At 65.0% G+C, this 21,650-nt stretch carries 20 protein-coding genes; 9 read left to right on the forward strand and 11 right to left on the reverse strand.

The features are described 5' to 3' along the window. Window positions 1–95 precede the first annotated feature (95 nt). On the reverse strand, window positions 96–698 hold the full coding sequence (locus tag FLO80_RS15345) for a TlpA family protein disulfide reductase (protein ID WP_111367273.1): 603 nt from the start codon (window positions 696–698) through the stop codon (window positions 96–98). A gap of 27 nt (window positions 699–725) precedes the next feature. Between FLO80_RS15345 and argH the strand changes: the two genes are divergently transcribed. The 5 genes from argH to FLO80_RS15365 all read left to right on the forward strand — a co-directional run bounded on the left by argH (window position 726) and on the right by FLO80_RS15365 (window position 7,672). Beyond that, a complete protein-coding gene (gene argH, locus FLO80_RS15350) occupies window positions 726–2,117 on the forward strand; it encodes an argininosuccinate lyase (RefSeq protein WP_111367276.1) in 1,392 nt (463 codons plus the stop codon). Then, on the forward strand, window positions 2,114–2,287 hold the full coding sequence (locus tag FLO80_RS22900; RefSeq protein WP_188078310.1) for a hypothetical protein: 174 nt from the start codon (window positions 2,114–2,116) through the stop codon (window positions 2,285–2,287). The genes argH and FLO80_RS22900 overlap by 4 nt, the downstream gene beginning before the upstream one ends. A gap of 153 nt (window positions 2,288–2,440) precedes the next feature. After that, a complete protein-coding gene (locus tag FLO80_RS15355) occupies window positions 2,441–3,646 on the forward strand; it encodes a sugar-transfer associated ATP-grasp domain-containing protein (protein WP_111367278.1) in 1,206 nt (401 codons plus the stop codon). Window positions 3,647–3,730: 84 nt separating this feature from the next. Then, window positions 3,731–4,996: a diaminopimelate decarboxylase gene (gene lysA / locus FLO80_RS15360; RefSeq protein WP_111367482.1), complete on the forward strand. Its 1,266-nt coding sequence runs from the start codon at window positions 3,731–3,733 to the stop codon at window positions 4,994–4,996. Between the two features lie 51 nt (window positions 4,997–5,047). Continuing rightward, window positions 5,048–7,672: a TIGR02302 family protein gene (locus tag FLO80_RS15365; RefSeq protein ID WP_342781742.1), complete on the forward strand. Its 2,625-nt coding sequence runs from the start codon at window positions 5,048–5,050 to the stop codon at window positions 7,670–7,672. A gap of 195 nt (window positions 7,673–7,867) precedes the next feature. On the opposite strand, the gene FLO80_RS15370 is transcribed toward FLO80_RS15365, so the two are convergent. Together FLO80_RS15370 and FLO80_RS15375 are read right to left on the reverse strand one after the other, a co-directional pair. Then, complete coding sequence (locus FLO80_RS15370) at window positions 7,868–8,506, reverse strand: LysE family translocator (RefSeq protein ID WP_111367283.1); 639 nt, start codon at window positions 8,504–8,506, stop codon at window positions 7,868–7,870. 111 nt (window positions 8,507–8,617) lie between these two features. Further along, window positions 8,618–9,676: a zinc-ribbon domain-containing protein gene (locus FLO80_RS15375; RefSeq protein ID WP_111367286.1), complete on the reverse strand. Its 1,059-nt coding sequence runs from the start codon at window positions 9,674–9,676 to the stop codon at window positions 8,618–8,620. A 212-nt stretch (window positions 9,677–9,888) separates the two neighbouring features. Between FLO80_RS15375 and FLO80_RS15380 the strand changes: the two genes are divergently transcribed. The 4 genes from FLO80_RS15380 to FLO80_RS15395 are packed head-to-tail and all read left to right on the forward strand — an operon-like array spanning window position 9,889 to window position 12,800. Beyond that, complete coding sequence (locus tag FLO80_RS15380) at window positions 9,889–10,566, forward strand: cell division ATP-binding protein FtsE (RefSeq protein WP_111367484.1); 678 nt, start codon at window positions 9,889–9,891, stop codon at window positions 10,564–10,566. Continuing rightward, complete coding sequence (locus tag FLO80_RS15385; protein ID WP_111367288.1) at window positions 10,563–11,468, forward strand: cell division protein FtsX; 906 nt, start codon at window positions 10,563–10,565, stop codon at window positions 11,466–11,468. The genes FLO80_RS15380 and FLO80_RS15385 overlap by 4 nt, the downstream gene beginning before the upstream one ends. Continuing rightward, window positions 11,468–12,220, forward strand: coding sequence for a lysophospholipid acyltransferase family protein (locus tag FLO80_RS15390; RefSeq protein ID WP_111367290.1), 753 nt, complete (start codon window positions 11,468–11,470; stop codon window positions 12,218–12,220). Before FLO80_RS15385 ends, FLO80_RS15390 begins: the two co-directional genes overlap by 1 nt. Next, window positions 12,186–12,800, forward strand: coding sequence for a pyridoxamine 5'-phosphate oxidase family protein (locus FLO80_RS15395; protein WP_111367292.1), 615 nt, complete (start codon window positions 12,186–12,188; stop codon window positions 12,798–12,800). The genes FLO80_RS15390 and FLO80_RS15395 overlap by 35 nt, the downstream gene beginning before the upstream one ends. Window positions 12,801–12,860: 60 nt before the next feature. Here FLO80_RS15395 and lpdA read toward each other — a convergent pair whose 3' ends face one another. From lpdA to FLO80_RS15435, 8 genes are all read right to left on the reverse strand, one after another. Next, window positions 12,861–14,249: a dihydrolipoyl dehydrogenase gene (gene lpdA, locus FLO80_RS15400; RefSeq protein ID WP_111367294.1), complete on the reverse strand. Its 1,389-nt coding sequence runs from the start codon at window positions 14,247–14,249 to the stop codon at window positions 12,861–12,863. A gap of 95 nt (window positions 14,250–14,344) precedes the next feature. Then, a complete protein-coding gene (locus tag FLO80_RS15405; RefSeq protein ID WP_111367296.1) occupies window positions 14,345–14,740 on the reverse strand; it encodes an MAPEG family protein in 396 nt (131 codons plus the stop codon). A gap of 109 nt (window positions 14,741–14,849) precedes the next feature. After that, entirely contained in the window at window positions 14,850–15,152 is a 303-nt protein-coding gene (locus FLO80_RS15410; protein WP_146611047.1) for a hypothetical protein, read from the reverse strand. Between the two features lie 59 nt (window positions 15,153–15,211). Beyond that, window positions 15,212–16,813, reverse strand: a complete 1,602-nt coding sequence (odhB, locus tag FLO80_RS15415) for a 2-oxoglutarate dehydrogenase complex dihydrolipoyllysine-residue succinyltransferase (RefSeq protein ID WP_111367301.1) — start codon at window positions 16,811–16,813, stop codon at window positions 15,212–15,214. A gap of 3 nt (window positions 16,814–16,816) precedes the next feature. After that, the gene (locus FLO80_RS15420) at window positions 16,817–19,783 is read right to left on the reverse strand and encodes a 2-oxoglutarate dehydrogenase E1 component (protein WP_111367304.1); all 2,967 of its coding nucleotides are present in this window, start codon (window positions 19,781–19,783) and stop codon (window positions 16,817–16,819) included. Window positions 19,784–19,815: 32 nt separating this feature from the next. Then, window positions 19,816–20,295, reverse strand: coding sequence for a DUF805 domain-containing protein (locus tag FLO80_RS15425; protein WP_111367307.1), 480 nt, complete (start codon window positions 20,293–20,295; stop codon window positions 19,816–19,818). Between the two features lie 33 nt (window positions 20,296–20,328). Continuing rightward, complete coding sequence (sucD, locus tag FLO80_RS15430; protein WP_111367309.1) at window positions 20,329–21,210, reverse strand: succinate--CoA ligase subunit alpha; 882 nt, start codon at window positions 21,208–21,210, stop codon at window positions 20,329–20,331. Between the two features lie 10 nt (window positions 21,211–21,220). Next, window positions 21,221–21,646, reverse strand: coding sequence for a hypothetical protein (locus tag FLO80_RS15435; RefSeq protein ID WP_111367312.1), 426 nt, complete (start codon window positions 21,644–21,646; stop codon window positions 21,221–21,223). Window positions 21,647–21,650: the final 4 nt, after the last annotated feature.

The following is a 21,650-nucleotide window of genomic DNA, read 5'->3' on the forward strand; positions in this document are numbered from 1 at the left end:
ACCATAATACCGGAGAATCCGGGAGCGTTCTGGCTTTGGTTGAAAGCCATGCGGGCAATGCTGCCATAGCGGGCGCACCCGCCGCGGGCCGCCAGTCAGCCGCCGTTGTCCAGGAGGGTGGCGATGATCGCCTTCGCGCTGTCCGAGTCCCATTCGGCGTCCCCGGTCATGCGGGCGATTTCGTGCCCCTCGGGCGAGAGGATGACGGTCACGGGCAGGCCGAGCACCGCCATGTCGCGCGCCAGCGCCGAGGAGGGATCGCGGTGCAACGGCAGGTTGGACGTGCCGATATCGTCGAAGAACTTCTTGATCTGTGCGGGGTTGTTGCGGCCGGTGGCGATGGTGAGCACCTCGAACGACTCGCCGCCGAATTCGTCCTGCAAGGTGGCGAGCATGGGCATTTCCTTGCGGCAGGGCGCGCACCACGTGGCCCAGAAATTCAACAGCACATAGCGGCCCTGGTGATCGGCCAGCGTGGCCCTGGCCCCGGATTCGGTTTCGTATTCCGCCGTGCTCACCGGTTTGGGGGCGGTGTGGAAGGCGAGTTTCTTCATCGTCCCTTCGCGCAGGTTTTCCAGCTCGGCACGGTTTTCCAACGTTGCCGGGATCGGCTGGGCCGGGTCGCGCAGGGCAAAGAGGGCCACCGCCACGATTGCGATTGCGGCAAGGGCGGTATAGATCAGCGCGGAACGCGACATTGACTTTCCTTCCATGGGCCAGGTGACATGACCGAAAAAACCTCGAACGCGATGTGGGGCGGCCGCTTTGCCGCGGGGCCGGATGCGATCATGGAGGCGATCAACGCCTCGATCGGGTTCGACCAGCGGATGGCGGCACAGGATATTGCCGGTTCAAGGGCCCATGCCGCCATGCTGGCCGCGACGGGCATCGTGAGTGATAATGATGCCGAGGCGATGAGGGAAGGCCTGCTCACCGTATTGTCAGAGATAGAGACCGGGAAATTCGAGTTTTCCACCGCGCTTGAGGATATTCACATGAATGTCGAGGCCCGGCTCAAGGATCTGATCGGCGAGGCGGCGGGGCGGCTCCACACCGGGCGGTCGCGCAATGACCAGGTGGCGACGGATTTCCGGCTCTGGGTGCGTGACCAGGTCGACGCGGTGGACGGGGCCTTGATCGCGCTGATGCGCGCGCTTCTGGGGCAGGCCGAGGCGGGGGCGGATTGGGTGATGCCCGGGTTCACCCATCTGCAGGTCGCGCAGCCGGTGACATGGGGGCATCACATGATGGCCTATGTCGAGATGCTGGGCCGTGACCTCTCGCGGTTTCGCGATGCGCGGGCGCGGATGAACGAATGCCCGCTGGGGGCTGCGGCGCTGGCGGGGACGTCGTTTCCGATCGACCGCGAGATGACGGCGCGCGAGCTGGGTTTTGATCGGCCCTGCGCCAATTCGCTCGACGCGGTCAGCGACCGCGATTTCGCGCTGGAATTCCTGGGGGCTGCGAGCATCTGCGCGATGCATCTGAGCCGGTTGGCGGAGGAATTGGTGATCTGGTCCTCGGCGCAGTTCCGCTTCGTGAAGATGTCGGATCGCTGGTCCACCGGGTCGTCAATCATGCCGCAAAAGCGCAACCCGGACGCGGCCGAGCTTTTGCGGGCCAAGATCGGGCGGATTTTCGGGGCGAACGTGGCGTTGATGACGGTGATGAAGGGGCTGCCGCTGACCTATTCCAAGGACATGCAGGAGGACAAGGAACAGGTCTTTGACGCGGCGGACAACCTGATGCTGGGCCTTGCCGCGATGGCCGGGATGGTGGGCGACATGCAGGCCAATCGCGCCGCGCTCGAGGCGGCGGCGGCGACCGGGTTCTCGACCGCGACCGATCTGGCCGACTGGCTGGTGCGGGCGCTCGACATGCCGTTTCGCGACGCGCATCACGTCACCGGGAGCCTTGTGGCATTGGCGGAATCCCGCGGCTGTGATTTGCCCGACCTGACGCTTGCCGATATGCAATCGGTGCATGAAGCGATCACCGGGGACGTGTTCTCGGTTCTGGGGGTGGCGAACTCGGTGGCCTCGCGGGTCTCGTATGGCGGCACGGCGCCGCTGCGGGTGCGCGAGCAGGTGGCGCGCTGGAAGGCGGTGTTGGAATGAGACAACTGGCGATTCTGGGCCTCGTGGCGGTGCTGGCGGGTTGCGGCGCGGATGGCGAGCCGGAAACGCCCACGCGCAACGCCGGGGCTGAGGTGAGCGAGTCGGGGGTGAGTGGATCGCTCAGCGTCGGCTGGGTGCGTGGCGCGCCGGGCACCGGGCGGCGATTCTGAGCCGCGCGTGATGCGGGGCGCGACCGGCGCGGGGATTGTTCTCACATCAGAAACAGTTCGTGGTCGCCTCGAATAATTGTCACTTTTTGACCTATTCCGGCCACATTCTTGGGGAACCTAGGGGCAACTGACGTTGCACATTGGAGGGTTCTCATGACCAGTGCCGCCGCTGAAAGTTCTCTGCTTGCCGGGCCGCCCCGAAAAAAGGCCCCGGATGCACCGAAACTGGTGCGGGTTGCGCGGGAACACGGGGTCGGGCCGCTGACCCAGTTCGGGCAGATGATGTCGCTGCAGATGAAAAGAACCGGGATACATACCAGCGAGTATTACGATTTCGAGCTTTACGCCCCGCGCTACAGCGCCGAGGAGCGTGCGCAGTTCGTCGGCACCGTGGGGAGCCACAGGCTCAACCTGCGCCTGTCGCCCAAGAGCCTGCGCCAGCATTTCGACCTCATGAACGACAAGTCGATGTTCTCGACCTTTCTGTCGGGGCTGGGGCTGCGGACGACGGAAACCCAGGCGATCGTGAATGTTTCCCGCTCGTTCGGCAAGATGACCGTCCTGCGCGACCCTGCGGAGATCCGCAATTTCCTGTTGAACGACGCGCGCTATCCGCTCTTTGCCAAGCCCGCCCTCGGCTCGCTCAGCGTCGGATCGGCGCTGATCGAAGGGGTGGACGCGGAGGACGAGATGCTGCGTTTCGGCAATGGCAAGACGGTGGCGCTCGAGGCATTTGCGCAGGAGGTTCTCAAGCATCACGCCAAGCGCGGGTTCCTGTTCCAGAGCGCCGTGCGCCAGCATCCGACGCTGACAGCGATCGCGGGCCCCGCGCTGGGCACGATCCGGGTGGTGACCGTGACCGAAGAGGCAGACCGGCCCCGGGTGCTCTATGTCTTGTGGAAAATCCCGTCGCCAGACGCCATGTCCGACAATTTCTGGCAGAGCGGTTCGATGCTGGCGAATGTCGATATCGACACCGGCGAAGTCCTGGGATGTCGGCGCGGAACGGGGCTCGATACCGCGCGGGTCGACGATCATCCGGTCACCGGGCAGCCCATTGTCGGGGCGCGCATCCCGTTCTGGTCCGAGATCAAGGCATTGGCCGAACAGGCGCATGCCGTGTTTCCCAATGTCGGGGTCATGGGCTGGGATGTCGGCGTGTCCGAGGATGGGCCGTTGATCGTGGAAGGCAACAATTCGCCGTTTCACACCCTGTATCAACTCGCCACCGGCGAAGGCGTGATGAATCCCCGCTTTACCCCCGTCTTCGACGTGATCGCGGCGCGTCAGGCGGCGCAGGTCAAGCGCAACAAGGCCGCCCGGAAATCCGAGCGCAAACGGCAGCGCCGCGGCGAGTAGCCCGCGCGCGGAACGGGTGCGGGCATCGCGACCTGACATGCAATGCCCATTGATCCCGGTGGTGGTTTTGCTATGACCGCCGCCATGGATCATTTTCTTTACCGCGACGGTGAGCTTTTCGCCGAGGATGTCGCCGTCGCCGAGATCGCGGCGACGGTGGGCACGCCGTTCTATTGCTATTCGGCGGCGACGCTGACACGGCATTACCGCCTGTTCGACGAGGCGCTGGCGGGGATGGATCACCTTGTCTGCTACGCGATGAAGGCGGCGAGCAACCTCGCCATCGTGAAGCTTCTGGGCGACATGGGCGCGGGGATGGACGTGGTGTCGGGCGGCGAATATGCCCGTGCCAAGGCGGCCGGTGTGCCGGGCGAGCGGATCGTCTTTTCCGGGGTGGGCAAGACCCGCGCCGAGATGCGCATGGCGCTTGAAGGTGGCATCCGGCAGTTCAACGTCGAGAGCGAGCCGGAAATGCGGGCGCTGAGCGAGGTGGCCTGCGCGATGGGCGCGCGCGCGCCGGTGACGGTGCGGGTCAACCCGGACGTGGATGCGCGCACCCATGCCAAGATCGCCACCGGCAAGAGCGAGAACAAGTTCGGCATCCCGATTTCGCGGGCACGCGCGGTTTTTGCCGAGGCGGCGGCGCTTGAGGGTCTCGAGGTGGTGGGCATCGACGTGCATATCGGCAGCCAGTTGACCGATCTCGAACCGTTCCGGCAGGCCTATGCCAAGGTGGCCGAGCTGACCGAGACCCTGCGCGCGGACGGGCATGACATAAGGCGGCTCGATCTCGGCGGGGGATTGGGAATTCCCTATACGACGTCGAACGAGGTGCCGCCGCTGCCCGGCGATTACGGCGCGGTGATTCGCGAGACGGTGGGTCATCTCGGGTGCGAGATCGAGATCGAGCCGGGGCGGCTTGTCGCGGGGAACGCGGGAATCCTGGTGGCCGGTGTGATTTACGTCAAATCGGGCGAGGGGCGTGATTTCCTGATCCTCGACGCGGCGATGAACGACCTCATTCGGCCCGCGATGTATGATGCGCATCACGACATCGTGCCGGTGCGCGAACCCGCGCCGGGGGCGGAAGGCGCGCGGTATGACGTGGTCGGGCCGGTCTGCGAGACCGGTGACACCTTTGCCCGGGCGCGCGACATGGCGGCGGTCGCGCCCGGCGATCTGGTGGCGTTTCGCGGGGCCGGGGCTTATGGTGCGGTGATGGCGAGCGAATACAATTCCCGCCCACTGGTGCCCGAGATCCTGGTGCAGGGCGATCAATTCGCTGTCATCCGGGCCAGACCCACCTTGGACGAGATGCTGAATCGCGATAGCATTCCGTGTTGGTTGTAAAGGCGGATGCCGCCATGATGATGGGGCACCTGCCGTGAAAGGAGCGCCGTTATCGCGAATCGGACCGGCCACGAGATTCTGAGCCGCCTGCGCTGGCCCATCGGGCTGACGCGGTATGGCATGGTGGCCGAGCGGGGCACGCGCGCGTTCTGGCCGTTCTGGTCGCTGGCGATGGCCGTGCTCGGTGTTCTGATGCTGGGCCTGCACGACATGGTGCCGGTCGAGGCGGTCTGGGCCGGGGCGGTCGTGACGCTGGTGGCAGGGCTGGCCCTGCTGGTGCACGGTGTGCGGGCGTTTCGCCTGCCGCGCGAAGACGAGGTTCTGGCACGGCTCGACGCGACGATGGCGGGGCGGCCGATTCAGGCGCTGATGGATGCGCAGGCGATTGGCGCGGGCGATCCGGCGTCGCGCGCGGTCTGGGAGGCGCACCAGGGGCGGATGCGCGCCCGGGCCGAAACGGCGCGCGCGGTGCGGCCCGATCTGCGGGTCTCGGCGCGCGATCCCTATGGTTTGCGATACATGGCGGCGCTGGTGCTCCTGGTGGCGCTTCTCTTTGGCTCGCTCGTCCGGGTGGGCAGCGTGGCCGACATGACCCCGGGCGTGGGCAGCGCCGAGGCCGCCATCGGCCCGAGCTGGGAAGGCTGGATCGCGCCGCCGGGTTATACCGGGCGACCGACGCTTTACCTCAATGATCTCAAGGCGGGCGAGATTGCCGCGCCCGAGGGCAGCCGGATCACGCTGCGGCTTTACGGGCCTGCGGGGGCGCTCCGGGTGATCGAGGACGTGTCGGGCGCGCCCGTGCGTGACGCCGAGGCCGCCGAGACGGAGTCCGAGCCGGCGCAGGATTTCGCATTGGCCCGGGCGGGCAGCCTTGCCATCGAGGGGCCGGGCGGGCGGCGCTGGGACATGGCGTTGATCCCCGACATGGCACCGCAGATCGACGCGACCGGCCCGGCCGAGGCCAGCGCGGTGGGCGATTTTACCATGCCCTTCGAGGCGCGCGACGATTACGGCGTGGTCGCCGGGCGGGCGCGGATCACGCTGGACGAGGAGCGGGTGGACCGGCGTTACGGGCTGGCCATCGAGCCGGAACCGCGCGACGCGATCGAGGTGCCGCTGCCCTTGCCCGTTGCGCGGGGGCGGGAGGATTTCGAGGATGTGCTGATCGAGGATTTCAGCCAGCACGCCTGGGCCAACCTGCCGGTCAAGCTTGAACTCAGGGCCGAGGATGCGGGTGGCAACCTGGGGCAAAGCCCGGTGCAGGAGATCGACCTTGCCGCGCGGCGGTTCTTTGACCCGCTGGCGGCGGTGGTGGTCGAGATGCGCCGCGACCTTTTGTGGAATCGCGACAATGCGCGGCGTATCGCGCAGGTGCTGCGGGCGGTGTCCTACAAGCCCGAAGAGGGGATGTTCGACCGCGAATCGGATTACCTCAGGCTGCGGTTCATCCTGCGCCGGATCGAGACCGGCGCCCGCTATGGCATGTCGGACGAGACCCGCGACGAGATCGCCGAGGCGCTGTGGGATCTGGCGCTGCTTCTGGAAGAGGGGACGCTGGCCGATGCGCTGGAACGGATGCGCCAGGCGCAGGAGCGGTTGCGCGAGGCGATGAAGAACGGGGCGTCGGAGGCCGAGATTGCGCGGCTGATGGACGAGCTGCGCGAGGCGACGCGCGATTACCTCGAACAGTTGCAGCGCGAATTTGCCGAGCAGAACCAGCGTGACGGCACCGATCAGCCCGATCAGGGCGAGAGCGACGAGAACACGATGACCATGACGCAGGACGACCTGCAACGCATGATGGACCGCATCCAGGAGCTGATGGAACAGGGCCGCATGGCCGAGGCGCAGCAGGCGCTGGAAGAGTTGCAGCAGATGATGGAAAACATGCGCATGACCGAAGGTCAGGGCGGGCAGGGCGGCCAGTCGCCGGGGCAACAGGCGATGGAGGGCCTGGCCGAGACGCTGCGCGATCAGCAGGGGCTGTCGGATCAGGCGTTCCGCGATTTGCAGGAACAGTTCAACCCGGGCGCCAATTCCGGCCAATCGCGCGGCAACGAGGGCCGCTCGGGCGGCATGGGCCGAGGCGAGCAGCACGAAGGCGAGGGCGAAGGCCAGTCCGGGGAACCGGGTCAGCAGGGCGAGGGCCAGCGCCCGGGACAACAGGGTGGGCCGCAGGATCTGGGCGAGTCGCTGGCCGAGCGGCAGAACCAGTTGCGCCGCCAGCTCGACCAGCAGCGCGGCGCCCTTCCGGGGGCAGGCACGCCGGGCGGCGATGCCGCGCGCGAGTCGCTTGACCGGGCGGGCCGGGCGATGGACGGCGCCGAAGAGGCGCTGCGCGAGGGCGACCTGGCCGAGGCGATCGACCGGCAGGCCGAGGCGATGGACAACCTGCGCGACGGCATGCGCGAGCTGGGCGAGCAGATGGCCGAGGAGCAGCGCAACAACCCCGGCCAGCAGGGGCAGGCGGCGGATGCGATGCCGGGGCAGAACCGCTCGGACCCGCTGGGCCGCAACCAGCGGGGCGCGGCGGGGGTCGAGGACAACATGCTTCAGGGCGAGGATGTCTATCGCCGGGCGCGCGACCTGCTCGACGAGTTGCGCCGCCGCTCGGGCGAGACCGCGCGGCCCGAGACCGAGCGCAATTATATCGAGCGGTTGCTGGACCGGTTCTAGGGCGCGCGTTTGATTGGAAACACCTGTCCCGGGTTTGAGCCGGGGCCCATGACAAAGGTGAGAGGCCCCGTCTCGGGGCCGGGGCGGTCAGATTTCGGGTCCGGTGCGATATGTTACGGGGCGCGAGGGGTGGCCGAAGCGGGATAAGGCGGACGTTTGGTCTGCCTGCTCGCGTGTCGGCTTTTCGAGACAAGATCAGTTTCGTGTTTCACGCAATCCCGACCACAACAGGCTTGCCCCCATCACACCGAATGCGGCGGCGAATACGCCCTCGACCCAGCGAGAGAAATGCGCATAGCCGCGCATTGCCACGCCGGTTGAGAAAAGCATGGCGTAGGTTCCATAGATAACGAGGCCAGACAGGGCGCCGAGCGGACCAAAAGCAAGCACATGCCAGGCGCTCATCCCCTGACCGAACAAAAAGGATGCAACCGCCGCCCACATCAGAGCGGCCTTGGGATTGGTCAGGAGAACGAGAAAGCCGCGTTGCCAGGCCTCTCGATCGCTCAGGGGCCGCGTGTCCGCTGCAATAGCCGCGCTTGCCCCGCCTCTGAATGTCGCGCGAGCGGCCTTGATGCCGAGAAAGAGGAGGTAGCCGCCGCCAAGCAGCTTCAGCAGCAAGAGCGACAAGGGGAAGGCCTCAATAAGCGCGCCGAGACCCAAGGCGGTCGCCATCGACCATAAAAGCATGCCGGAGGAGATCCCGGTCACGACAAAAAGCGCGGGACGTCGCCCTTGCGCCAATCCAACCGATGCGACGGCGGCAAGGTTCGGCCCCGGAGAGACCTGGGCGGCGAGAACACCCAGCCATGTCAGAGCGTATATCGGGATCATGACACCCTCCCCTGTGGTCGATAATGTTGCGACCCCGATCTAGGCACACAAGTTTCGGGCTGTCACCCTGCAAGTTTGGTTCAGGGTCGTCGGGTCCGCCGAACGCCCCGGTCAGCTTTCGCCATCACCGGTCGGCGCGGCGGCTTCGGAGGTCATGGTGTCGAGCCATTGCACCAGCGCGGCCGCCTGCCCGTCAAGCCAGAGCCGCCCACGGTTCACCCAGTTGACATAGCTTTCAAGCGCCGGCTCAAGCTGGGGCACCAGCTCGGCCAGTTTGCCGGAAAAGACGTAAACCGCGAGCAGGATCGCGAAGAGCAACAGCATGAAGGAAAATCCACGCGAAAAACCCGAGGATTCGGTGGGCGGTGCGGGATCATTTTCCGGATCGGGGCTGTTGGAGGGCTGGCGCTCGGATTCCTTGCGCAGGGTCGAATTGATTTCGTCGATATCGGGCAGCAGATCTCGGCGCGAGGCATTGGCGGAAAGTTTTGACAGGCCGGCCGCGGTCATCGCCTCTTTCTCGGACATGCCGCGCATTCGCGCCGTGCGCAGGCGGGCCTCGCGTTCCTGTTGGCTGGTATCGTCGCCGGTATCGTCAAGACCGAGATCGGGCTGGGTTTCGAGCCCGCCCGCAGACGCGGCGGCGGCGCGGGCCTCGCGTTCGCGTTCGGCCTCTTCGCGCAGAACCTCGCGTACATCTTCGGGCAATTCGCGCGGCTGCGGCGGGGGGGCTTGTTCGGCGGGGGGATCTTCGACCGGCGTGTCGTCGTCCCATGCGTCCTCTTCGGGCGCGTCCTCGGCGGGGGGTTGCGGGGGCGGGTTGTCCCCGGTCAACTCTCCTGTCAACTCGCCGGTCAGGTCCCCGGCCTGCTCCGCGTCCCGGTCCCCGGTGTCTGGCCATGTGTCCGGCCATGTGGATTCGGTCGGTTCGGCCTCGGCGGCCGGGGGCTCATCGTCGTGCGGCTCCTCGGTCAACGCCGCGTCGCCGTCGCTCCATTCGCCTTCGCCCGGCGGCTGGTCCGGCGCTTCGGTGAGATCCGCGTCCTGGTCGGGATGTTTCTGGAACCACGTATCGCCGCAATTCGAGCATTGCACGTCCCGCCCGGTTGCCGGGATGATGTCGTCGGGCACCTCGTACTGGGCTCCGCAATTCGGGCAGATCAGCCGCATCGTCTCACCTGTCGCCGTTGACCGGCATATGCCTCACCAATTTACCATATCTTGTAACCTTTCACGCGAAAAACGCAAAGCAATTGCTGCATTCGGGCCATTGCGTGCCTTTTCGGCATGTCAGGCTGGATTGAATCCTGTGCAATGCTGGGGCAATAAGGGCCGACCGGGGCGGTGGACCCGACCGGGCAGGCATGGCAGGGGGCCGGACCGTGATCGAGCTTGACAACGTGGCCTACAGCTATGGCGGGGGGGAACTCCTCAGCGGCATCAGTTTCGCGATGCAGCCCGGATCGTTCCATTTCCTGACCGGCCCTTCGGGATCGGGCAAGACCACGTTTCTCAAGCTGTGTTACGGCGCGCTGGTGCCGACATCGGGGCATGTGCGGCTGTTTGACCGCGACGTGCGGACGATGAGCCGCGATGACGTGGCGATGACGCGCCGCCGGATCGGGGTGGTGCACCAGGATGTGCAATTCCTCGATCATCTGCCGGTCGCGGATAACGTGGCGCTGCCGCTTACCGTGTCGGGACGGGCGCATCTCGACGAGTTGGCCAACCTGCGCGAATTGCTCGGCTGGGTCGGGCTCAAGGCGCGGGCCGATGCGCTGCCGCCCGAATTGTCGGGGGGCGAGCGGCAACGCGCAGCGCTGGCCCGGGCGGTGATCATGTCGCCCGACGTGATCCTGGCGGACGAGCCCACCGGGAACGTGGATTGGGAGATGTCGCAGCGGCTGTTGAAACTGCTGGTCGAGTTGAACCGGATGGGCAAGACGGTGATGATCGCCTCGCACGATCTTGGCCTGATCCGGGCCGCCAAGACGCAGGTGCAGGCGCGGGTTCTGCGCATCGCCAACCGGCAGCTGCATCTTGCGGGGGCGGACCTGTGAGGCGGGCCCTGTCGGAGATATCGGCCCTGCTGGTGGGCGATCCGCAGGCCGACCGGCTGGTACCGCCTACGGGGTTCACGGCGCGGCTGACGCTGCTCACCTCGGCGATCATGGCGTTCCTGGCGGTGTTTGCGCTGGCCTTGTCGCTGGCGGCGGGGCGGCTCGCGGAACGCTGGGGTGAAGAGTTGAGCCGTTCGGCCACGCTGCGCATCTCGGCCCCGGCGGAACAGATGGCCGAGCAGACGGCGGCGGCGCTCCGGGTGCTGGAAACAACGGCGGGGGTCGCAAGCGCGCGGGCGCTGTCGGAGGATGAGCAGCGCGCGCTGCTTGAACCGTGGTTCGGGCCGGACATACCGGTCGAGACATTGCCCATTCCCCAACTGATCGAGGTGATAGAGGGCGATCCGGGCTATGATGCCGACGGGCTGCGCCTCAGGCTTCAGGCCGAGGTGCCGGGCGCGGTGCTCGACGATCACACGCGCTGGCGGCGGCCGCTGATCGAGGCCGCGTCGCGGCTGCTTGCGTTGGGCTGGCTGTCGATCGGTCTTATCTTCACGGCGATGGCGGCGATGATCACGCTGGCGGCCAACGCGGCGCTGGCGGCGAATGCCCAGGTGATCGCGGTGCTGCGGCTGGTGGGTGCGCGCGACAGCTATATCGCCGCCGCTTTCGAGCGCCGCTTTACGCTGCGCGCGCTGTCAGGCGCAGCGGTTGGCATGGTGGCGGGGCTGGTCGCGGTGTGGTTCCTGCCCGAGGCGCAGGAAGCCGGCGGTTTCCTGACCGGTCTCGGCTTTGCCGGGGCGGGGTGGCTCTGGCCGCTGATCATTCCACCGCTGGCGGCGGGGGTGGGCTTTGCCGCGACCCGAAACGCGGCGCGCAAGACGTTGAGAGGACTCAGTTGATGGTGCTGATCTGGCGCTGGATCATGTCGATCCTGTTCGTGGTGGTGAACGCCGTGGTGATGGCGATCCTCGGTATCGTGTTCCTGCCATGGGCGGTGCTGTCGCCGCAGGGTGCGTTGATCGCGTGCAAGAGTTACACCTATTGGGTGCAGTTCACCGCGCGCTGGCTGGTCGGCATCACCTGGGAATTGCGCGGCGACGTGCCCGGCGAGGAATGCCTGATCGTGGCCAAGCACCAGTCGTTTCTCGATATCCTGATCATCTTCCAGGCCGTGCCGCGCCCGCGTTTCATCATGAAACGCGAGCTTTTGTGGACGCCGATCATCGGGATCTACGCCTGGCGGCTGGGCTGTGTGCCGGTGGCGCGGGGCAAGCGCGGCGCGGCGATCAGGCGGATGATGGAAGACGTCAGATCGGGCCGGGTGCCGCCCGGGCAACTGGTGATCTATCCGCAGGGCACGCGGGTGAAACCGGGCGATTACAAGCCGTTCAAGGTGGGCTCTTACGTGCTTTACAACCAGTTGGGCCAGCCCTGCGTGCCGACGGCGACGAATGCGGGCCTGTTCTGGCCCAAGGGCACGATGCTGCGCAAGCCGGGGCATGCGGTGGTCGAATTCATGCCACGGCTTGAGCCGGGGATGGCGCAGGCGCCGTTCATGGCGCATCTTGAAAACGAGATCGAGGCCGGATCGAACGCGCTGATGAGGGAGGCGGGATATGACGGAGAGTTACCGAAAGCTCGAAACGCTTGAGGATCTGGAGACGCTTTACGGGGCGCCCAGCGATGCGGCACTGCGCAAGGTGGCACCGCGGCTGACGCCGCTTTATCGCCGCTGGATCATGGCGTCGCGGTTCTGCGTGATCTCGACCGTGGGCGAAGAGGGCTGTGACGCCAGCCCGCGCGGCGACGATGGCCCGGTGGTCGAGATCCTGGATGACCGGACGCTGCTCATGCCCGACTGGCGTGGCAACAACCGGCTGGACAGTTTGCGCAACATCGTCCGCGACGGGCGGATCGCGGTCATGTTCATGGTGCCGGGCGACAAGATGGTGGTGCGGGTCAACGGGCGGGCGTGGGTGAGCGACGATGCCCGCCTGTGCGAGCGGTTCGAGCAGAAAGGGCGCCTGCCCGCGACGGTGATCGGGATCGATCTGGCCGAGGTCTATGCGCAATGTCCCAAATCGCTGCTCCGGGCGGGGATCTGGAACCGCGATGACAGCGCCGGGCTGCCCACGCTGGGCGAGTTCCTCGCCGAGATGACCGAGGGCGAGATCGCGGCGCGGGACTATGACGAAAAGCTGCCCGAACGGTTGAATAAAACGCTCTGGTAGAAGACGCGTGAAGGCGGGTGGGATCACCGTCTGAACGGTGCCCCCCGCATTCGTTGTCAGTCAACTATGGATCGGCCCGTCGCCGCAGGCCAGTGCCGCCTCGCGCACCGCTTCGGAATAGGTCGGGTGCGCGTGGCAGGTCAGCGCGAGATCCTGGGCCGAGGCACCGAATTCCATCGCGACACAGACCTCGTGGATCAACTCGCCCGCTGCCGGGCCGATGATGGCGGCGCCGAGGATGCGGTCTGTTTCGGGATGGGCGATGATCTTGACGAAGCCTTCGGACTGATGCACCGCCTTGGCCCGCGCGTTGCCCATGAAGTTGAACTTGCCCACCTTGGGCTTTAGCCCGTCCTCCTTTGCCTCGGCTTCGGTCTGGCCGACGGTGGCGACTTCGGGGGTGGTGTAGACCACGCCGGGGATCACGCCGTAATTCACATGGCCATGCTTGCCCGCCAGCACCTCGGCCAGCGCCATGCCCTCGTCCTCGGCCTTGTGGGCGAGCATCGGGCCGGGGATCACGTCGCCGATGGCATAGATCCCGTCGACCGAGGTCTTCCAATGGTCATCGACGTCGACCTGACCGCGATCGGTCATCTTGACGCCCAGATCCTTGAGGCCGAGCCCATCGGCATAGGGTTTGCGCCCGGTTGCGACCAGCACGATATCGGCATCGAGTGTGACGTCGTCGCCGCCCTTCTTGGGCGCGTAGGTGACCTTGGCCTTGGTTTTCAGCGCCTCGGTGCCCTTGACCGCCGCGCCGGTGATGATCTCGAGCCCCTGTTTTTCGAGGATGCGCTTGAACGTGCGCTGCACGTCGGCATCCATGCCGGGGCAGATCGCGTCCATGTATTCCAGCACGGTGACGTCGCTGCCGAGGCGGGCATAGACACTGCCCAGTTCGAGCCCGATCACGCCCGCGCCGATCACCACCAGCTTCTTCGGAACCTTGGAGAGTTCGAGCGCGCCGGTCGACGAAATCACCGTCTTCTCGTCGATCTCGACGCCGGGGATGCTGGCCGGTTCCGACCCGGTGGCGATGACGATATTCTTGGCCTCATGGGTGTCGTCGCCGACCTTGACCTTGCCCGCCTCGGGGATGCTGGCCCAGCCCTTGATCCAGTCGATCTTGTTCTTCTTGAACAGGAATTCGATTCCGCCGGTGTTCTGGCTGACGGTTTCGTCCTTGTAGGCCAGCATCTGTTTCCAGTCGACGCTGGGCGATTTGCCCTTGAGACCCATGGCGGCGAAATTGTGTTCGGCCTCGTGCAGCATGTGGCTTGAATGCAAAAGCGCCTTGGAGGGGATGCAGCCGACATTGAGGCAGGTGCCGCCCAACGTGCCGCGCCCTTCGACCACGGCGGTCTTGAGCCCGAGCTGGGCGCACCGGATGGCACAGACATATCCGCCTGGACCGGCGCCGATGATGATCACGTCATAAGAGGCCATGGGTCAGTGTCCTTTCTTTTGCGTTGGAGGCGGGGGCGCTGCCCCCGTCGCCGCAAGCGGCGACTCCCCCGGAGTATTTTGAGCAAGATGAAGCATCAGAAGAGCGCTGCCAAGAGCATGAGAAGCGTGGCGGCGAACCCCACCCCCCAGATCAGCGAGCGGCCGGGGCGCAGCCCGTAGTAATAGGCCGGGATATAAAGGATGCGCGCGGCGAGGTAGGTCCAGGCGCAGGCGGCGGTGAGCGGGCTGGTGATCTTGGTGAAGGTGACCACGACCACGGCGATGGTAAAGAGGACCAGCCCCTCGAAATGGTTGGTCATCGCGCGCCCGAGGCGGGCGGTTTGGGGCGAGAGCGGGCGCGATGGTTCACGGTCGCGCGCCGACATGGTGTAGCCGGGGCCAAGCTCAAGGTTGGCGGGCACGGCGTAGAGGACGAATTGCACGGCCTGCAGGAGGGCCGCGAGGGTGAGGGCGGTGAGTTCGGGGGTCATGTGCGCGCCCCGTCCCGGGCCTGACCCGGGACCTCGGGGCTGGCCATGAGGCCCCGGCGCGGAGGCCGGGGCGCGGGAGACTCCAGCCTGGGGGTAGTGAGTTCGGGGGTCATTTCTTCTTATTTTCGTTGATGAAGATATGTATCGCGGTCATCCCAAAGAATCCGATTATACCAACTTCCCAAACTTGCCAGCCGCCATTAGTTAGAAGTATCTCTCCAAATAGTGGAAAGAAAATTCCAAAAAAGAACATCACGGAGAAGGTCATCCAAACGGTAAGAAAAATGTGTTCGAACGGTCTACTTGCATATTCCTGCAACATCGCTCGCCTTTTTTCCGAGGTTCCAGTGAAAAAATCCCAAAAAACCTTTGCGATCATTGCAACAAGAAAGCAACCTGCGATGAAGCCCAACTTGGTGCTCCCCTACTAACTGGGTAGTAGGATGGGTGATTTCACCCATCCTCCATTCCTCACAAATCCATCAGCAACCGACGCGGATCTTCCAGTGCCTCCTTGACCCGCACGAGGAAGGTCACGGCGCCCTTGCCGTCGACGATGCGGTGATCGTAGCTCAGCGCCAGATACATCATCGGGCGGATCACGATCTCGCCGCCGACGACCATCGGACGCTCCTGGATCTTGTGCATGCCGAGGATGCCCGATTGCGGCGGGTTGAGGATCGGCGAGGACATGAGCGAGCCATAGACGCCGCCATTGGAGAGCGTGAACGTGCCGCCCTGCATCTCGGCCATCGAGAGCTTGCCGTCGCGGGCGCGTTTGCCCTTCTCGCCGATTTCCTTCTCGATCTGGGCGAAGGATTTGGAATCGACGTCGCGGATCACCGGCACGACGAGGCCCTGCGGGGTGCCCGCGGCGACGCCCATATGCACGAAATTCTTGTAGACGACATCGGTGCCGTCGATCTCGGCATTGACCTCGGGCACCTCCTTGAGGGCATGCACGCAGGCCTTGGTGAAGAACGACATGAAGCCAAGGCGCACGCCGTGCTTCTTCTCGAACTCGTCCTTGTAGGTGCTGCGCAGGTCCATGACCGCGCCCATGTCGACCTCGTTATAGGTGGTGAGGATCGCGGCGGTGTTCTGCGCCTCCTTGAGGCGGCGGGCGATGGTCTGGCGCAGGCGGGTCATCTTGACCCGTTCCTCGCGCGCGGCGTCGTCGGCGGGAACCGGGGCACGCGGCGCGCTGGCGGCGGGTTTCGCCTCGGATGCCTGGGTGGCTGGGGCGCTGGTGCGCGGCTCGGACGTGCCCGCGGCGATGGCCTTTTGCACGTCTTCCTTCATGATCCGCCCGTCGCGGCCCGTGCCCTTGACCTGTGAGGCGTCGAGCCCGGCCTCGGCCATCATCTTTTCGGCCGACGGGGCGTTTTCGACGTCCTTGCCCGAGGCTTGATCCTCGCTGCTGTCCTGCGCCTCTTCGGCTTGTGGGCGCGGTGCGGGGTCGACCGCGCCGTCGGCCGAGCCGCTGATCCGGGCCAGTTTGGCGTTGGCCTCGACCGTGCTGCCCTCTTCGGCGAGGATCTCGGCCAGAACGCCGGCAGCCGGGGCGGGCACCTCGACCGAGACCTTGTCGGTCTCAAGCTCGCACAGCATTTCGTCCTGCGCGACGCTGTCGCCCACCTGCTTGAACCATGTCGAGACCGTGGCCTCGCTCACGCTTTCGCCCAGCGTCGGCACCATCACGTCGACCGTGTCGCCACCGCCCTTCGCGGGGGTCTTGTCCTTACCGGTGTCCTTGCCGCCCTTGTCGTCCTTATCGCCTTTGTCCGCCTTGGCGGGTTTGGCCTCGGATTTCGGCTTTTCGGGCGCGGCCTCGCCGCTCTCCGAGATGCTGGCAAGCAGCGCATCCACCCCTACGGTGTCGCCTTCGGCGGCGACGATCTCGCCCAATGTTCCGGCGACAGGCGAGGGCACCTCGACCGTGACCTTGTCGGTTTCCAGCTCGCACAGCATTTCATCCACCGCGACCGTATCGCCGGGTTGCTTGAACCAGGTGGCGACGGTGGCTTCGGTGACGCTTTCGCCCAGGGTGGGCACGCGGACTTCGGTTGCCATGTATCAGTTCCCTTCCAGATTGAGCGCCTCGTTCACCAGCGCCTCCTGTTGTGCCTTGTGCTGTTTTGCCAACCCCGTCGCGGGCGAGGCCGCAGCGGTGCGGCCGACATAGACGGGGCGCGCGTGCTTGGCCTTGATGCGGCCCAGCACCCATTCGATATTGGGTTCGATGAAGCTCCATGCGCCCTGGTTCTTGGGTTCTTCCTGGCACCAGATCATCTCGGCATCCTTGAACCGCTCGAGCTCTTTCACGAAGCTCAGCGCGGGGAAGGGATAGAACTGTTCGATCCTGAGCAGGTAGATATCGTCGATCCCGGCCTCGTCGCGCGCTTCGAGCAGGTCGTAATACACCTTGCCCGAACACATCACCACGCGGCGGATCTTGTCATCGGCCACCAGTTTCGTGTCGGAATGGCCCTTTTCGGCATCGTCCCACAGCACGCGGTGAAAGCTTGACCCGGTGGTGAAATCCTCGGCGTTCGAGACCGCCAGCTTGTGCCGGAGCAGCGATTTCGGCGTCATCAGGATGAGCGGCTTGCGGAACGAGCGGTGCAATTGCCGCCGCAGGATGTGGAAATAGTTGGCCGGCGTGGTGCAATTGGCCACGATCCAGTTGTCGCCGCCGCACATCTGCAGGAACCGCTCAAGCCGGGCCGAGGAGTGCTCGGGGCCCTGGCCCTCATAACCATGCGGCAACAGCACGGTCAGCCCCGACATGCGCAGCCACTTGCTTTCGCCCGAGCTGATGAACTGGTCGAACATGATCTGCGCGCCATTGGCGAAATCGCCGAATTGCGCCTCCCACAGGGTGAGCGCGTTGGGTTCGGCAAGGCTGAACCCGTATTCAAAGCCCAGCACCGCGTATTCCGACAGCATCGAGTCGATGACTTCGTATTGCGCCTGCCCCTCGCGGATGTTGTTGAGCGGGAAATAGCGTTCCTCGGTCTCCTGGTCGATCAGGCCGGAATGGCGCTGGCTGAACGTGCCGCGGGTGCTGTCCTGACCGGACAGTCGCACCGGGTACCCCTCGGTCAGGAGCGAGCCGAAGGCCAGTGCCTCGCTGGTCGCCCAGTCAAAGCCGCGGCCGCTCTCGAACATCTCGCGCTTGGCATCGAGCAGGCGCGACACGGTCCGGTGCAGCGGAAAGCCCTCGGGCGCGCGGGTCAGCGCGCGGCCCACCTCTTCGAGCGTCTCGGGCTTGATCGCGGTTTCGCCGCGCTGGTATTCCTCGGCGTCGCGCTTGTCGAGATGGCTCCAGCGCCCGTCGAGCCAGTCGGCCTTGTTGGGCTTGTAATCCTTGCCGGCCTCGAACTCGTCGTTGAGATGGGCCTGGAAGGCGGCCTTCATGTCCTCGATCTCGCCCTCGGGGATCAAACCGTCCCGAACAAGGCGGTCGGTATAGAGCGACAGCGTGGTCTTGTGGGTCTTGATCCGCTTGTACATCACCGGGTTGGTGAACATCGGCTCGTCGCCTTCGTTGTGACCGAAGCGACGATAGCAGAACATGTCGATGACCACGTCCTTGTGGAATTTCTGGCGGAACTCGGTCGCGACCTTGGCGGCGTGAACCACCGCCTCGGGATCGTCGCCGTTGACGTGGAAGATCGGCGCCTCGACCATCAGCGCGATATCGGTCGGATAGGGCGACGAGCGCGACAGGTGCGGCGCGGTGGTAAACCCGATCTGGTTGTTGACGACGATATGGATCGTGCCGCCGGTCTTGTGCCCCTTGAGGCCCGAAAGCCCGAAACATTCGGCCACCACGCCCTGACCGGCAAAAGCGGCGTCGCCATGCAGCAGGATCGGGATGACACTGGTGCGCTCGCTGTCGTTCAACTGGTCCTGCTTGGCGCGAACCTTGCCGATGACCACCGGGTTCACCGCCTCGAGGTGGCTGGGGTTGGCGGTGAGCGACAGGTGGACGGTGTTGCCGTCGAATTCGCGGTCGGAACTGGCGCCGAGGTGATATTTCACATCGCCCGAACCGTCGACCTCGTCGGGTTTGAAGCTGCCGCCCTGGAACTCGTTGAAAATGGCGCGGTAGGGTTTGGCCATCACGTTGGCCAGCACGCTGAGGCGGCCCCGGTGGGGCATGCCGATCACGATATCCTTGACGCCGAGGCTGCCGCCGCGCTTGATGATCTGTTCCATCGCGGGGATGAGCGCCTCGCCCCCGTCAAGGCCGAACCGTTTGGTGCCCATGTACTTGACATGCAGGAACTTCTCGAACCCCTCGGCCTCGACCAGCTTGTTGAGGATCGCCTTGCGCCCGGCCTTGGTAAAGGCGATTTCCTTGCCATAGCCTTCGATCCGCTCCTTGAGCCACCCGGCCTGTTCGGGGTCGGAAATATGCATGTATTGCAGCGCGAACGTGCCGCAATAGGTGCGTTTGACGATGGCAATGATCTCGCGCATCGTGGCGAAATCGAGCCCCAGGACCTTGTCGATGAAAATCGGGCGGTCCATGTCGGCTTCGGCAAAGCCATAGGATTTGGGATCAAGCTCGGGATGTGGCGTCTGGCTGCGCATGCCCAGCGGGTCGAGATCGGCCACGAGGTGGCCGCGGATGCGATAGGCGCGGATGATCATCAGCGCGCGGATGCTGTCGAGCACGGCGCGCTTGATCGCCTCGTCGCTCACCTCGACCCCCGCGGCGCTGGCCTTGTCGCGGATCTTTTCGGCGGCGGTCTCCATCTCGTCGGGCAGCGGCGCCCAATCCCCGGTCAGCGCCCCGGTGAGGTCATCCTGCGGCATTGGCGGCCAGTCGCTGCGCGCCCAGCTTGGCCCCTTTGCCTCGGCCTGCACATCCTTTTCGGTATCGCCCATCTGCTTGAAGAACTCGATCCAGCCCTCATCGACCGATGCGGGGTCATCGGAGTAGCGCGCGTAAAGCTGTTCGAGATATTCGGCGTTGTGCCCCTGCATGAAGGACGAGGCGCGGAACTGGTCATTGGGGGAATGTTCGGTCATCGGTTATCTCCCGGAGGGCAGCACTGACGCTGTCAGTTTTGGGGCTTTGGGCCGTAGTCGTTCGTTTCGGGTTGGGAGGGGCGGCTGAGCCACCAGGCATAAATCACCAGCAGGACAAGCTGGACGATCCCCAGAAGCGCGGAGGCGCCCACCCGGCCCATGTTGCCGGGGCCGGAATTGAAATCGCCACCCATCATCGCGCCACCGCCAAAGCCGCCTTGCGGCATCTGCGGTGCAACCAGCATCGAAATCCCCCCGATCACGACGGGGATCAGGATATACCAGCCCGGTCGCCCGGTATCCTGCAACCGCCGCCAGCCAGCGGCGGTCACGGGAACGATCATGGCAAGCACGAAGAGGACATAGAGAAGCTTGATACCCAGCAGGGCGAACAGGACGAGCCCGATCACGTAGGCCAGGATGAACCACCAGTATTCCGGTCGCGATGCACGCCCCTCGAACCGGGCATATTTCTGCGTGAGGCAGGTTTTCACGCTGGTCTGAAAGTCCATCTACGTTCCTTTCGTTCGGCCCTGGGGCGGCTTTTACCCGATCGCCTCTAACATCGCCTCGCCAAGCTGGGCGGGGCTGTCGGCAACGACGATTCCGGCGCTGCGCATGGCTTCGATCTTGTCATCGGCGCCGCCCTTGCCACCGGCGACGATGGCGCCCGCGTGGCCCATGCGGCGGCCCGGAGGCGCGGTGCGCCCGGCGATGAAGCCCGCGACCGGCTTCTTGCGGCCCTTCTTGGCCTCGTCCTTGAGGAATTGCGCGGCCTCTTCCTCGGCCGAGCCGCCGATCTCACCGATCATGATGATGCTTTGCGTCTCGTCATCGGCAAGGAACCATTCCAGCACGTCGATATGCTCGGTCCCCTTGATCGGGTCGCCGCCGATACCCACGCAGGTCGACTGGCCCAGCCCCACATCGGTGGTCTGCTTGACCGCCTCGTAGGTGAGCGTGCCCGAGCGCGAAACCACGCCGCAGGAGCCGCGCTTGTGGATATGGCCGGGCATGATGCCGATCTTGCAGGCGTCGGGCGTGATCACGCCGGGGCAGTTCGGGCCGATGAGGACCGATGTGCTGTCTTCCAGCGCGCGCTTGACCTTCATCATGTCGAGCACCGGGATGCCCTCGGTGATGCAGACGATCACCTCCATCTGCGCGTCGATCGCCTCGAGGATCGAGTCGGCCGCGAAGGGCGGCGGCACGTAGATCACGCTCGCATTGGCCGCGGTCGCGTGTTTCGCCTCGTGAACCGAGTTGAAGACCGGCAGGTCGAGATGCGACTGCCCGCCCTTGCCCGGCGTCACGCCGCCAACCATTTTCGTGCCATAGGCGATGGCCTGTTCGGAATGGAACGTGCCCTGAGAGCCGGTGAAGCCCTGACAGATGACGCGTGTGTTTTCGTCGATGAGTACTGCCATTAGTATTTTCCTATTCTTCGAAACGTGACCTGAGAAGATCGGCCTCCGGGCGGCCAATTAAGGTCACTTTCTTAAGTGCGTTCTTGCAGATTACGTCTGCGAGATTGTGCATTACGCGATCGGATGGATCGTCTCGATGTGAGCGAATATCTTCGCGGTATTTCAATGGATTGCCGGGTTCGATCGCGGTGAGAACAATCTTCACGCGAACGTTTGAGTCCTGCCGGTCCGGATCTTCGAAAACAGGCTCCTCCGCGACCATCCCCTCGGCATAGAGCCGTGAGTCTTCACCGCCTTTGCCATCCCCATCTATCCAGACGAAGGCGAGTTCGCCTTTCCCGAAAACGGGATCGCGATATGCCTTCTCTTTGAATGGGTAGAGCGTACCGACATCGTGCGGTCGCGAAAGAGGTTCCGTTTTTATAAGAACCGGCATCGTG

The sequence above is a fragment of the Aquicoccus porphyridii genome (genome assembly GCF_008369105.1).
Lineage (GTDB): Bacteria > Pseudomonadota > Alphaproteobacteria > Rhodobacterales > Rhodobacteraceae > Aquicoccus > Aquicoccus porphyridii.